The sequence below is a fragment of the Hydrogenophaga sp. genome (assembly GCF_051858985.1).
Lineage (GTDB): Bacteria > Pseudomonadota > Gammaproteobacteria > Burkholderiales > Burkholderiaceae_C > Hydrogenophaga.
Genome location: NZ_JBHYGM010000001.1, coordinates 18,648 through 31,825 on the forward strand (window position 1 = coordinate 18,648; position 13,178 = coordinate 31,825).

The 13,178-nt window shown below is 66.4% G+C and carries 11 protein-coding genes; 4 read left to right on the forward strand and 7 right to left on the reverse strand.

The window, feature by feature from the left end; genetic code table 11:
• Positions 1 to 55: 55 nt before the first annotated feature.
• The 4 genes from ACTIEY_RS00120 to ACTIEY_RS00135 all read right to left on the reverse strand — a co-directional run bounded on the left by ACTIEY_RS00120 (position 56) and on the right by ACTIEY_RS00135 (position 4,044).
• On the reverse strand, positions 56 to 1,096 hold the full coding sequence (locus ACTIEY_RS00120) for a TRAP transporter substrate-binding protein (RefSeq protein ID WP_439517114.1): 1,041 nt from the start codon (positions 1,094 to 1,096) through the stop codon (positions 56 to 58).
• A gap of 104 nt (positions 1,097 to 1,200) precedes the next feature.
• A complete protein-coding gene (locus ACTIEY_RS00125) occupies positions 1,201 to 2,184 on the reverse strand; it encodes a PDR/VanB family oxidoreductase (RefSeq protein ID WP_439517115.1) in 984 nt (327 codons plus the stop codon).
• Entirely contained in the window at positions 2,181 to 2,957 is a 777-nt protein-coding gene (locus ACTIEY_RS00130; protein WP_439517116.1) for a GntR family transcriptional regulator, read from the reverse strand. The genes ACTIEY_RS00125 and ACTIEY_RS00130 overlap by 4 nt, the downstream gene beginning before the upstream one ends.
• Position 2,958: 1 nt before the next feature.
• Positions 2,959 to 4,044, reverse strand: coding sequence for an aromatic ring-hydroxylating dioxygenase subunit alpha (locus ACTIEY_RS00135; protein ID WP_439517117.1), 1,086 nt, complete (start codon positions 4,042 to 4,044; stop codon positions 2,959 to 2,961).
• Positions 4,045 to 4,185: 141 nt separating this feature from the next.
• On the opposite strand from ACTIEY_RS00135, the gene ACTIEY_RS00140 reads away from it, so the two are divergent.
• Complete coding sequence (locus tag ACTIEY_RS00140; RefSeq protein WP_439517118.1) at positions 4,186 to 5,313, forward strand: 5-methyltetrahydropteroyltriglutamate--homocysteine S-methyltransferase; 1,128 nt, start codon at positions 4,186 to 4,188, stop codon at positions 5,311 to 5,313.
• Between the two features lie 28 nt (positions 5,314 to 5,341).
• On the opposite strand, the gene ACTIEY_RS00145 is transcribed toward ACTIEY_RS00140, so the two are convergent.
• The 3 genes from ACTIEY_RS00145 to ACTIEY_RS00155 are packed head-to-tail and all read right to left on the reverse strand — an operon-like array spanning position 5,342 to position 9,144.
• Positions 5,342 to 6,382 carry a TRAP transporter substrate-binding protein gene (locus tag ACTIEY_RS00145; protein ID WP_439517119.1) on the reverse strand — a complete coding sequence of 347 codons (1,041 nt, stop codon included), beginning with the start codon at positions 6,380 to 6,382 and terminating at the stop codon, positions 5,342 to 5,344.
• Between the two features lie 43 nt (positions 6,383 to 6,425).
• Entirely contained in the window at positions 6,426 to 8,264 is a 1,839-nt protein-coding gene (locus tag ACTIEY_RS00150) for an AMP-binding protein (protein ID WP_439517120.1), read from the reverse strand.
• A 10-nt stretch (positions 8,265 to 8,274) separates the two neighbouring features.
• On the reverse strand, positions 8,275 to 9,144 hold the full coding sequence (locus tag ACTIEY_RS00155) for an amidohydrolase family protein (protein ID WP_439517121.1): 870 nt from the start codon (positions 9,142 to 9,144) through the stop codon (positions 8,275 to 8,277).
• A 114-nt stretch (positions 9,145 to 9,258) separates the two neighbouring features.
• On the opposite strand from ACTIEY_RS00155, the gene ACTIEY_RS00160 reads away from it, so the two are divergent.
• The 3 genes from ACTIEY_RS00160 to ACTIEY_RS00170 are packed head-to-tail and all read left to right on the forward strand — an operon-like array spanning position 9,259 to position 13,163.
• Positions 9,259 to 10,047 (forward strand): crotonase/enoyl-CoA hydratase family protein, encoded by a 789-nt coding sequence (locus ACTIEY_RS00160; RefSeq protein WP_439517122.1) that lies wholly within the window; start codon positions 9,259 to 9,261, stop codon positions 10,045 to 10,047.
• 4 nt (positions 10,048 to 10,051) lie between these two features.
• Complete coding sequence (locus ACTIEY_RS00165) at positions 10,052 to 11,905, forward strand: feruloyl-CoA synthase (protein WP_439517123.1); 1,854 nt, start codon at positions 10,052 to 10,054, stop codon at positions 11,903 to 11,905.
• 10 nt (positions 11,906 to 11,915) lie between these two features.
• Positions 11,916 to 13,163: a thiolase family protein gene (locus tag ACTIEY_RS00170; protein ID WP_439517124.1), complete on the forward strand. Its 1,248-nt coding sequence runs from the start codon at positions 11,916 to 11,918 to the stop codon at positions 13,161 to 13,163.
• Positions 13,164 to 13,178 lie beyond the last annotated feature (15 nt).

Sequence of the window (13,178 nt, forward strand, 5' to 3'; positions counted from 1 at the left end):
CGGATCGTTCGGTAGAGAACGCGGCACCGCTCGGGATGCCGCAGGGGGTACGGGATTATCGCTGGTACTTGGCGATGAGCGCCCGGGCTTCAGAGACCAGCTTCGCACCGTCCACGTTCTTGCCCTTCATTTCATTGATCCAGTCCGTTTCCACGGTGGCCGCGGTGCGGCGCCACCGCTGGGTCTCGGCGGTGTCGAGAGCGACGATGTTGTTGCCCGCCTTCTCGGCGATCGCGCGGCCAGCCTTGTCGCCTTCGTCCATGGCGCGCCCGAACATGGCCGCCGTCTCGATGCCGGCATTGGCGTCGATCACCTTTTTCAGGTCGGCTGGCAGCTTGTCGTACGAGGCCTTGTTCATGGAGAACGCAAAGGTCTGCGTGTACAGGCCTTGGCGTCCCGCAAAGGTGGTGTGGTTCTTCACCAGCTCGGTCACCTTGAGGGAGGGCGTGACCTCCCAAGGAATGGTCGTGCCGTCGATCGTGCCCTTGGACAGCGCATCGGTCACTGCGGGCACGGGCATGCCCACGGGCGTGGCGCCGAGCTTGGTGAGCATGTTGTTGATCACGCGCGAACCGCCGCGCACCTTCATGCCGCGAAGGCTCTCCAGCCCGGTCACGGGCGTCTTGGTGTGGAACAAGCCGGGCCCGTGCGTGTGCACGGCAATCAGCTTCACGTCCTTGAATTCGTCGGAGGCGTACTTGTCCACGTACTCCTGGAAGGCCCGTGAAGACTCTTCGGCCGATCCACTCATGAAGGGGAGCTCGAACACCTCGGACTTGTTGAAGCGGCCCGGGGTGTAGCCCAGCACGGTCCAGGTCAGGTCCACCACGCCGTCGCGCGCCTGGTCGAACAACTGCGGTGGCGCGCCACCGAGCTGCATGGCGTGGAAAAGCTGCACCTTGATCCTGCCGCCAGATTCGGCTTCCACCTTCTGCGCCCAGGGCACGAGCGCGCGTGCGGGGATGGTGGCTTGCGGCGGCAGCATCTGGTGCAGGCGCAGGGTGACCACCTGCTGTGCACCGGCACGCCCGGCCAGCCCTGCCAGGGCGACCGCGCTCAGGGCCAGCAGCGTGGTGCGGCGTGTGAGAAGGCTCATGTTTGTCTCCAGTTTCTGGTGGATGGTCCGGCTCGTGAGCGGGTGGGCGCGCTCCGATCCGGGTTCATTGAACAAGGCGATGCCCACACGTTGCAGCGTCACGATCAGGCGCACTCGGCGCGCCAGGCGGTATCCAGCGTGACCCGGCCCACCACCCGCGAGACGCAGGCGCAGATGCGCGTGTTCTCCTGCTTCTCACGCTCGCTGAGGAAAACGTCGCGGTGATCGATCTGGCCTTCGAGCGAGAGCACGTCCATGGCACACAGGCCGCACTCGCCGCGCCGGCAGTCACTCATGACCTCGATGCCGGCGGCTTCCAGCGCGTCCAGCAGTGGCTGGTCGGGCGGCACGTCGATGTGGGCGCCGTGGCGCGGCAGATCCACCTGGAAGCCGGCGCTGTGCAGCCGGCCTCCGCTGCCGAAGGTCTCGAACCGCAAGCTGGGCAGAGGATGGCCGGCATCGAGCCAGCGCGCGCGCATGTCGTCCAGCAACTTCGCGGGACCGCACACGTAGGCCTGCGAGCCGATGGGCAAGGCCTCGATCTCGCCGGCCAGGTCAAGGCGTTGGCCGCGTCCCGACACACAGGTGACGAGGCCTTCACCCAGCAACTTGCGCAAGGTTTCGCCGTAGGCCAGTTCGCTGTCGCTGCGCGCCGCGTAGAGCAGCCGCACCGGCTGTCCCCTGCGCACCAGGGCCTGCGCCATCGACACCATGGGGGTGATGCCGATGCCGCCAGCCACCAGCAGGGTGGCCGGGGCCGCGAAGCTCAGCGGAAAGTGGTTCTGAGGCGTGCCCACTTCGAGCCCGTCGCCCTCGGCGAGTTGCCACATGGCGCGCGAGCCACCCAGGCCATCGTCGAGCCGCTTCACGGCGATGCGGTAGCCCGCTGCTTCCTCCGGCGCACCGACCAGCGAATAGTTGCGCGTGTATTCGCGCGCATCCACCGTGAGGCGCACCTGCAGGTGGGCGCCTGGCGTCCAGCGCACGGCGGGTTCGCCCTCGGGCGTCAGCACGAACTCGCGCACGTGCGGTGTGAGATCGCGCGTTGCGGCCACGCGGGCCGGGTGCCAGGTGAGTGTGCTTTTCATCGTCTGCGAATCAGTTTGAGCGCGGGCATGGCACCGGGTGCGTGCACCCGGGCCGGACCGCTGAGGACGTCCTGCAGGTTGCGCTGGGCCAGGCGCGAGTGCTCGCGCATGATGGCTTCGGCGCGCGCGCCCTCGCGCTGCCCGATGGCATCGAGCACCTGCCGGTGCTGGTCCTGAGCCACCACCAGCATGTCGCGCGCTCGGCTGGAATGCGCCTGCACCACCACGAAGCCCGAGGGCGATGCGAATGGCAGGCTGAGCACCTTCTCCAGCTGGCGGACGATGGTCGGGCTGTCGGCCATCTCCCAGACGAGGCTGTGGAACTCGCTGTTGAGCACCACGTAGGCCGAGAAACCTTCGTCGTCGAGCGACGGCGCCGCGAGCACCGCATCGATGCGGTCCAGGCACTGCCGCGCTTCGGCCAGCACCACGCCGGGCGCGCCGCGCTCTGCGGCCAGCCTGGCCAGCAGGCCTTCGAGCGTGCCTCGCAGCTCGATGGCGTCGGCGATGTCGCGCTCCGAAAACGTCTGCACCACGTAGCCGCCATTGGGCAGCGCCTGCAGCAGCCCTTCTTGCTCCAGGCGCATGAGCGCGGCGCGGATCGGCGTGCGCGAAACCCCCAGGCGCTCAACGATGGCCAGCTCTGCAATGCGCGAGCCGCCCGCCAGCTCACCCGAGAGGATGAGCTCGCGCAATTGAAGCAGCGCACGCACCTGGGCGCTTTCGGTGCCCGTGCTTTCGCTGGCAGGCGCTGGAGGTGTCAAGGTGTCCATCTCATCCCGCCCGGCGAATGGGAATGACGGTGGACGGTGAACCACCGCGCTCTGCGTCCACAAGTCGGTCGATCAGGCGACGGGCCCACATCGCGCCCGCATCGATGTTGAGGTTGTAGAACTTGTGGTCCGGGTGTTCCTCGATCGCCTTCTGCTGGGCTTCGAGCACGAGCTCGTCCTCACGAAAGATGCTGGCCACGCCTTCGCGCAACTGGTGCGTGAGACGTTGCTCGTCCAGGCAGTAGTTGCGCGCAAAGGCCCAGAAGTACAGGCAGGTGTTGCCGGTCTCCGGGGTGATCGTGTTGAGCACAAACCCGTTGACCCCCTGGCTGCGATCGCCCTGTGGAGCGCCGGTGCCGGCAGGCGCCACGCCGACGTCGATGGCCACCGTGCAGGGCGCTTCGAAGCGGATGATCTGCCAGCGGTCCACCAGGCCGCTGTAGCCGCGCGCCTGCTGGATCTGGCCAGCCCAGAACGGCGGCGCCTCGATGCCCTCCATCCAGCGCGTCACCACCGCGGTGCGTTCGCCGTGCGTGGCCACGAAGGGCGCCTCGGCCACGGCGCGGTTGCCGATGCTGCTGCCGTGCACGAAGGCCTCGTGGGTGAGATCCATGAGGTTGTCCACGACCAGGCGGTAGTCGCACTTCACGCGAATCATCTTGCCGTCCGCGGCCCATGCCGGGTCGTGGTTCCAGTGCAGGTCGGGCACCAGGGCGGGGTCGGCCAGCGCCGGATCCCCGGGCCACACCCAGATGAAGCGGTGTTTTTCCACCACCGGAAATGCGCGCACACACGCGGAAGGATTCAACGTTTCCTGGCTCGGCATGTGGGTGCAACGACCTTCGGCGTTGTAGACCAGCCCGTGGTACCCGCACACCACCTCGTCCCCCTCCAGGCGGCCCATGGACAGCGGCAGCAACCGGTGCCAGCAAGCATCTTCCAGCGCTGCCACTGCGCCCCCGCTCTGCCGGTAAAGCACCATTTTCTGGTTGCAGATGGTGCGCGCCAGCAGGCTGCGGCCCACCTCCACGTCGTAAGCGGCGGCGTACCAGGCGTTGAGTGGAAAATGCGAGGGCGTCGTGTTCATGGGATACGCAATGTATACAGAACAACGCATTTTTCAAGGCTTTTTACCGGTTATTGGGGTTTTCCATAGGTTTCTGTATTCTTCAAAGGCTGGCAAAGTCTCTTTTTGCCTTCTTTTGACGACATTCAACCGGACCACACCATGACCTTGCGCCAGCACCCGCCCTTCCGCGCCGACCACGTCGGCAGCTTTCTGCGACCGGCCTACCTGCTCGAGGCGCGTGAGAAAAAGGCCAAGGGCACGATCACCGCGGCTCAGCTGCGCGAAGTGGAAGACCGCGCCATCACGGAGATCGTCAAGTTCCAGGCCGACGTGGGCCTGCAGTCCATCACCGACGGTGAGTTCCGCCGCACGTATTTCCACATTGATTTCCTGGAACAGCTCGGTGGCGTGAAGACCGACATTCCTGTGACCATCCGCAAGCCCGATGGCACCGAAGAGCTGGCGCCGCCGGTGATCCGTGTCATCGACAAGGTTCGCCACGCGAAAAACATCCAGCTTGCCGATTTCCAATACCTGAAGGCGCAGGTGGAAGCACTCGGATTGCCCGCCATCACGCCCAAGGTGACCATTCCCTCGCCCACGATGCTGCACTTTCGCGGCGGACGCGCGGGCATCAGCAAGGAGGCCTATCCCGAGCTGGACCCGGTGTTCTACGACGACGTGGCCAAGGCCTATGGCGAGGAACTGCAGAGCCTGGCCGACGCGGGCTGCTCCTACGTGCAGATGGACGACACCAATATGGCCTACCTGTGCGACGAGCGCATGCGCGAAGCGGCTCGCCAGCGCGGTGACGATCCGAATGAATTGCCGCACCGCTACGCCGGCTTCATCAACAAGGTGGTAGCGCACAAGCCCGCCGGCATGACGCTGGCCATGCACCTGTGCCGCGGCAACTTCAAGAGCACGCACGCGGCCGCCGGCAACTACGAACCCGTGGCCGAAGCGCTGCTGTCGGAAATGAAGCTGGACGCCTTCTTCCTGGAATACGACGACGACCGCAGCGGCGACTTCCGACCGCTGCGCTACCTCTCCAAGGACAAGGTCGTGGTGCTCGGCCTCGTGACCACCAAGTTCGGCGAGCTGGAAAGCAAGGACGCCCTCAAGCGCCGGATCGACGAAGCCGCGAAATACGCACCGCTCGACCAGATGTGCCTCTCTCCCCAGTGCGGCTTCTCCAGCACCGTGCACGGCAACAACATCGCCATGGAAGACCAGCGCCGCAAGCTGGCACTGGTGGTGGAAACGGCGCAGGAAGTCTGGGGTTGAAAGAAGGGGCGCCGCACGGCGCCCCACCTCACTTGGCGTACTTGGCGATCAGGGCCCGGGCCTCCGAGACCAGCTTCGCCCCGTCGATGTTCTTGCCCTTCATCTCGTTGATCCAGTCGGTCTCGACCGCACCGGCGGTGCGGCGCCAGCGCTGGGTCTCGGCGGTGTCGAGCGCCACGATGTTGTTCTTCGCCTTCTCGGCGATCTCGCGCCCCATCCGGTCGCCTTCGTCCATCGCCCGGCCGAACAGCGCCGCCGTCTCGATGCCGGAGTTGTCGTCGATCACTTTCTTCAGGTCCGCCGGCAGCTTGTCGTAGGCACCCTTGTTCATCGAAAACGCGAACGTCTGGGTGTAGAGGCCGGTGGCGCCTGCGAAGGTGGTGTGGTTCTTCACCAGCTCGGTCACTTTCAATGAAGGCGTCACTTCCCAGGGGATGGTCGTGCCGTCGATGGTCCCCTTCGACAGCGCGTCCGTCACCGCTGGCACGGGCATGCCCACGGGCGTGGCACCCAGCTTGACAAGCATGTTGTTGATCACGCGCGAGCCGCCGCGGATCTTCATGCCGCGCAGGCTTTCCAGGCCCGTCACCGGCTGCTTGGTGTGGAACAGGCCCGGCCCGTGCGTGTGCACCGCCAGCAGCTTGACGTCCTTGAACTCGTCGGCGGCGTACTTCTCCACGTACTCCTGGAACGCACGCGAGGACTGCTCGGCCAGACCGCTCATGAACGGCAGCTCGAACACCTCGGCCTTGTTGAAGCGACCGGGCGTGTAGCCCAGGACCGTCCAGGTGATGTCGGCCACGCCATCGCGCGCCTGGTCGAAAAGCTGCGGAGGCGTTCCACCCAGCTGCATGGCGTTGAAGATCTGGACCTTGATGCGCCCGCCGGAATCGGTTTCGATCTTGCGGGCCCACGGCACGATGGCGCGCGATGGAATGGGTGCCTGGCCTGGGAGGAACTGGTGCAGGCGCAGCGTGATCGGCTGCTGCGCCAGAGCGCCACCTGCCAAAGTAGCGGCGGCCAGGCCACTGAATGCCACAAGTGCGCGGCGGCGGTTGAATCGGTTCATGGGTGTCTCCAGGTGATGAAAAAAAGAAGGCAGGATCGCCTTCTCAACTGAAACGAATCTCGACGTCGATGGCCATGGCCGCCAGGCCATGCAACAGGCGTTCGTGCAGGGCACCGTCGCGGGGACCGGGAAGTTCGATCACCGCCCGCTGCCGTCCATCTTTCTCGAACGCGCGCACCTGGGCGTTCACGCCCGGTGCCCAGTCGCCCAGTGCGTCCTGCAGCTTGATTTCGATGGCACGCAGACGGAGTTCAGGCTTGAAGACCTTGCCGATGGCCGTCACCGGCAGGGCGTCGAGCAGCACCACGCGCCGTGGGCAGGCGGGGCGTTCGTACACGGTGGGCGCCACAGCGGCCAGCAAGTCTTCAGGCGTGAGCTTCGAACCGGGCTTCAGGCTCACGAAGGCCACCGGCACTTCGCCCGCATAGGCGTCGGGCTCGGCCACCACGGCGCACATCGCCACGTCCGGATGAGCGAGGAACGCGTCCTCCACCAACCCGGGGTCGATGTTGTGCGAGCCGCGGATGATCACGTCCTTGGCGCGCCCCGTGATGTGGATGCGGCCGGCCTGGTCGATATGGCCCAGGTCACCCGAGACGATCCAGCCCTCTTCGAACATGCCCGCGTTGCGTGCAGCGTCGGTGTAACCCGGGCTCACGTGCGGCCCGCGCAGCACCAGCACGCCGGTCTGGCCTGTTGCGCAACGCTCGCCCAGGCGGGCTTTGCCATCGCGCCAGGGCACGGCGTGCACTTCGGTGTACGGCAGGCGCAGGCCAGCCGACCCCGGCGTGCGCGGCCCCCGCAACGGTTCGATGCTCACCAGCCCGGCGCATTCGGTCATGCCCAGGATGTTGCGCACCGGGATCCCGGTGGCGAGCTCGAAGCGCTGCGCCAGTTCGGCGGGCAGCGGCGAGCCGCCCGTGTAGGCCGCGCGCACGCTCTTCAACCGGGCATCGATGGGCACGCCCAGCAGGCTGGCCAGGACCGTGGGCACGCAGGCCAGATGCGTCACGTGCTCGCGCTCGCAGAACTTCCAGTAGGCGCGCACGAAACCCGTGTTGCGCATGCCGGTGAGGGTGGGCAGGACCTGGCGCGCGCCAATGGCCAGCAGCGCCAGGCCGTACACAAAGGCGCCGGCCACATGGAACAGCGGAAAGCCGTTGATCTCGACGGCATGTTCGTCCATGTCGTAGAACGCGTGGGCGAACCACGCGGTATGTGCCTCGTTGCCCTGCGTGTGCTGCGCGAGCTTCGGCGCGCCGGTGGTGCCACCGGTGTGGAACAGCGCCACCACGCGGTCGGGATGCAGGTCGGGGTCAAACGCCAGCTGGTCGGCCATCAGGGCCATCTGGTCCTGCAGCACCGGTACGCCCGGCGCGAGCGTGGCCCCGACGCGGATCTGCACCAGTGGCAGCGGATGGTGCCGGACCACCTGCTCGGCCACGGGCCACACCGCCAGCTCGTCGTTCGGGCCCAGCGCCACCAGCACCCTGGCGTTGGCGGCCTTGAGCAGCGATGCAATGTGCTCGGGCTGCAGCAGGTAGTTGATCGGACACACGCGGCCCGCGAGCTGGGCACCCCAGAGCACCACCTGCGCTTCGGGCGTGTTGGGCGCCAGCACCGCCACCGCATCATCGGGCCCCACGCCCATCGAACGGAACAGGTTGGCGGCACGGTGGATGCCTGCCAGCAGCGCACGGTAGGTGGTGCGCCGCGCAGGCGTGTCCAGTCCCGCATCGGGCAGGAAGGTCAGCGCCTCACGCGCGGGAAAGCGCTGCGCCGAAGCGCGAATCAGGGCATACGGGCTGCGATGGGGCGCGACCAAGGCGCGCACGTTGCGCTCGAGATGTTCGATGTCGGCAATCGAAGTGAAGGCCTGCATGGCACCACGCTCACTGCACGTCCAGGCCCAGCAGGCGCACCGCATTGCCCTTGAGGATGCCCGGCATCACTTCGGGCTTGAAACCGGCAATCTCGAAGTCTTTCATCCAGCGCTCCGGTGTGATCAGGGGGTAGTCGCTGCCAAACAGGATGCGGTCCTTGAGCAGGGTGTTGGCGTACTGGACCAGTTGCTTGGGAAAGTACTTCGGGCTCCAGCCGGAGAGATCGATCCACACGTTGGGCTTGTGCGTGGCCACGCTCAAGGCCTCGTCCTGCCACGGGAAACTGGGGTGGGCCATGACGATCTGCATGTCGGGGAAGTCGATCGCCACGTCGTCCAGGTGCATGGGGTTGCTGTACTCCAGCCGCAGGCCACCGCCGCACCGCATGCCCGAACCGATGCCGCTGTGGCCGGTGTGGAAGATGGTGGGCAGCTTGTGCGCATTGATCACCTCGTAGATGGGCCAGGCCATCTTGTCGTACGGGTGGTAGCCCTGCACGGTGGGGTGGAACTTGAAGCCCTTCACGCCCTCTTCCTTGATGAGCCGCTCGGCCTCGCGCGCACCCATCTTTCCCTTGTGCGGGTCGATGCTGGCGAAGGCAATCATCATGTCGCTGTTCTCGCGCGCAGCCTGGGCAATCTCTTCGTTCGGAATGCGTCGCCGGCCCAGCTGGGCCTCGCTGTCCACGGTGAACATCACCAGGCCGAGCTTGCGTTCGCGGTAGTAGGCGATCGTCTCGGCAATGGTGGGCCGGCGGTTGCTGCCGAAGTACTTGTCGGCGGCGCGGTCGTACTCTTCGCCGTAGCTGTCGAAGGGGTTGCGGCAACTCACTTCGGCATGGGTGTGGATGTCGATCGCGATCAGCTTCTTGTGGTCCATGCATGTCTCCAATGACCTAGGGTAAACACGGGTGTGGTTTCAGACCGGCGTGCTTGTTTTGGTTATTGTTTATAACAATAATGCAAAGCCACTTCAAGCCCAACAACCCTTGCCATGCCCATCCATTCCAACGACATCACGCTGAGCCTGCAAGGCGCTTCGTCTGAAATTGCCGTCATCACGCTCAACCGCCCGGCCAAGCGCAACGCGCTCAACGATGGCCTGATCCTCGCATTGCGCGACATCTTCCAGGGCATGCCGCACGGCGTGCGCGCTGCGGTCATCCACGGCTCTGGCGACCATTTCTGCGCCGGCCTGGACCTGTCCGAACTGAGTGAGCGAGATGCGGGCGAAGGCTTGCACCATTCGCGCATGTGGCACGCCGCGCTGGACTGCGTGCAGTCCGGGCCGGTGCCGGTGGTGGCTGCATTGCACGGCGCGGTGGTGGGCGGCGGCCTGGAACTGGCCAGCGCCTGCCACATCCGCGTGGCCGACGAGACCGCGTTCTTTGCACTGCCCGAAGGCTCGCGCGGCATCTTCGTGGGCGGCGGCGGTTCGGTGCGCATCCCGCGCCTGATCGGCGCTGCGCGCATGGCCGACATGATGTTCACCGGCCGCGTGTACAAGGCCGCAGACGCCGAACGCATCGGCATCATGCAGTACCTCGTGCCCACCGGCACCGCACTGGACAAGGCCATGGAGCTGGCCACCCGCATCGCCGGCAACGCGCCCCTGACCAACTACGCGCTGATGCACGCGCTGCCCCGAATCGCGGAGCAACCGGCCGACCAGGGCTTCTTCACCGAGGCCCTGATGGCGGCCATCGTGCAGAACGCGCCCGAGGCGAAAGCCCGTGTGCGCGATTTCCTGGAAGGCCGCGCGGCCAAGGTCAGCAAGGACTGACGCCATGACCGCAGCGAAGTACCGACCCTTGAAGTTCGGCGTCACGACGGCGGTGCTGCGCGACGGCGCCGAAGGCGTGCACTACCTCAGCGCCAACCGGGCGCTGGGCGCATTTCCCGAGCGCATCACCGACCGCCTGGTGCACTGGGCGAAAGAGCGACCTGACCAGACGCTGTTCGCGCGACGGGTGAAGACCGCCGACGGCAGCACCGGCGACTGGCGGCATGTGACGTTCGCGCAGGCACTCGACGCCGCGCGCCGCATCGGCCAGGGTCTGCTCGACCGAGGCCTCTCAGCCGAAAGGCCCGTGCTGATCCTGAGCGAGAACGACCTCGAGCACGCGATGCTCGCACTGGGCTGCCTGTACGCCGGCATCGCCTATTGCCCCACCTCACCGCCCTACTCGCTCATCAGCCAGGATTTCGACAAGCTGCACCACGTGGTGAAGACCCTCACGCCCGGCCTGGTGTTCGCGAGCGATGCGAACCGCTACGGCCGCGCGATGCTGGCCACGCTGGGCGAAGGTGTGGAGATCGTGACGACCGAGGGCACCGTGCCCGGTCGCGCCACCACGTCGTTTGCAGAACTGCTGGCCACCGAGCCCACGCCCGCGGTCGATGCGGCGCAAGCCGCCACCGGTCCGGACACCATCGCCAAGTTCCTGTTCACCTCGGGCTCCACCAAGATGCCGAAGGCGGTGATCAACACGCAGCGCATGTGGTGCGCCAACCAGCAGCAGATGGCCGAGTCGATGCCGGTGCTGGCCGAGGTGCCGCTGGTGCTGGTGGACTGGCTGCCCTGGAACCACACGTTTGGCGGCAACCACAACTTCGGCATGGTGGTCTACCACGGCGGCACGCTCTACATCGACGATGGAAAGCCCACACCCGCGCTCATGGCCGAGACCTTGCGCAACCTGCGCGAGATCGCGCCCACCGTGTACTTCAACGTACCGACCGGGTTCGAAGCCATCGCCAACGCCATGAAGACTGACGACGCCCTGCGCAAGAAGCTGCTCTCGCGCGTGCAGATGTTCTTCTACGCGGGCGCGGCGCTGGCGCAACCCGTCTGGGACGCGCTGCATTCGGTGCAGGAACAGGAAGTGGGCGAGCGCATCGTGATGGGCACGGGCCTGGGCATGACCGAATCCAGCCCCTTCGGCATCTTCGTGACCAGCCCCAACGTGAAGGCAGGCGACCTGGGCCTGCCCACTCCGGGACTCGTGCTCAAGCTGGTCGACACCGACGGAAAAACCGAGGTGCGCTACAAAGGCCCGAACATCACGCCCGGCTACTGGCGCATGCCGGCAGAGACCGCGGATTCTTTCGACGAGGAAGGCTTCTTCAAGACCGGCGACGCCGTGAAGTGGATCGACGAGACCGACATCCACCAGGGGCTGAAGTTCGACGGCCGCATTGCCGAAGACTTCAAGCTCGCCACCGGCACCTTCGTGAGCGTTGGCCCGCTTCGCGCCAGGATCATTGCAGCGGGTGCGCCCTACATCCAGGACGTGGTGCTCACCGGCCTGAACATGAAGGAAGTGGGCGCCATGGTGTTTCCCACCGCCGCGGTGCGCGCCCTCAGCGGCATGCCGGCCGACGCAGCGCTGCATGACGTGCTCAACAGCGCGCCGGTCCTCGCCCAGTTCCAGCGCGTGGTCAATGACCTGGCGAAAACCGCCACCGGCAGCGCCAGCCGCATTGCGCGCCTGTGCCTGCTGGCCGACCCGCCCACCATCGACCGCGGCGAGATCACCGACAAGGGTTCGATCAACCAGCGCGCCGTGCTCACCCACCGCGCCGAGACAGTGGCCCGCCTGCACGACGACACGCTGCACGCGATCCTGAAACCTGAATAAGACACCCGACATGGCATCCCGAGGATTCTTCAACGCATTCGACGACGTCTGGGTGCTCGACGGCGTGCGCACGCCGATGGTGGACTACTGTGGTGCGCTCGGCCACATCTCACCCACCGACCTGGGCATCAAGGCCGCGCGCGAAGCGCTGTCGCGCGCGGGCGTGCCGGGCGAGCACATCGGCTCGGTGGTCGCCGGCAACATGGCGCCTGGCGACTTCGACCAGTTCTTCCTGCCGCGCCACATCGGCCTGTACGCAGGCGTGCCGGTGGAAGTGCCGGCGATCATGGCGCAGCGCATCTGCGGCACCGGCTTCGAGCTGTTCCGCCAGGCCGGCGAACACATCCATGGGGGCGCGTGCGATGCCGCGCTGGTGGTGGGCACCGAGAACATGACGCGCAACCCGATTGCCGCGTTTGACCACCGCACCGGCTTCAGGCTGGGCGCGCCGGTGGGCTTCAAGGACTACATGTGGGAGGCCTTGAAGGATCCCGCAGCCGGCATCAACATGATCCAGACCGCCGAGAACCTGGCCACCAAGTACGGCATCACCCGTGAAGAGGTGGACGCTTTCGCATCGAGCTCGTTCGCGAGGGCGGTCGCGGCTCAGGAAAGCGGCTTCCTTGCCGGCGAGATCGTGCCGGTGGTCACCGAGAAATTCGAACTCGCCGGGTACAAGGCACGCGGCATCAAGCTGCAAGGCAAGGTCACGGAAGTGGCCACCGACACCCACCCGCGCATCTCGCCAGTGGAGGTGCTGGCGAAGCTGAAAGCGGTGTTCGACGGCGGCGTGCAGACGGGTGGCAACAGCTCCGCGCTGGTGGACGCTGCAGCGGCCTGCGTGGTCGCGTCCGGCGCGTACGCCAAGGCCCACAGCAAGAAGCCGCTGGCCCGCGTGGTGGCTGCAGCCGCCGTGGGCGTCCCCCCCGAGATCATGGGAATCGGGCCGGCCCCGGCCATCCGTCTCCTGCTGGAACGAGCCGGCCTGAAGCTGGCCGACATCGGGCGCTTCGAAGTGAACGAGGCACAAGGTGCTCAGACGCTGGCGGTGGCGCGCGAACTCGGCATGGACCTGGACCGCCTCAACGTGAACGGCGGCGCCATTGCGCTGGGCCACCCGCTGGCGGCCACCGGCGTGCGCCTCACGCTCACGCTGGCGCGCGAACTGCAGCGCAGCGGGGTGCGCTACGGCATCTCCAGCGCCTGCGTGGGCGGAGGCCAGGGCATGGCGCTGCTCATCGAAAACACATCAGCCTGAAAAAGGAAAACCAGA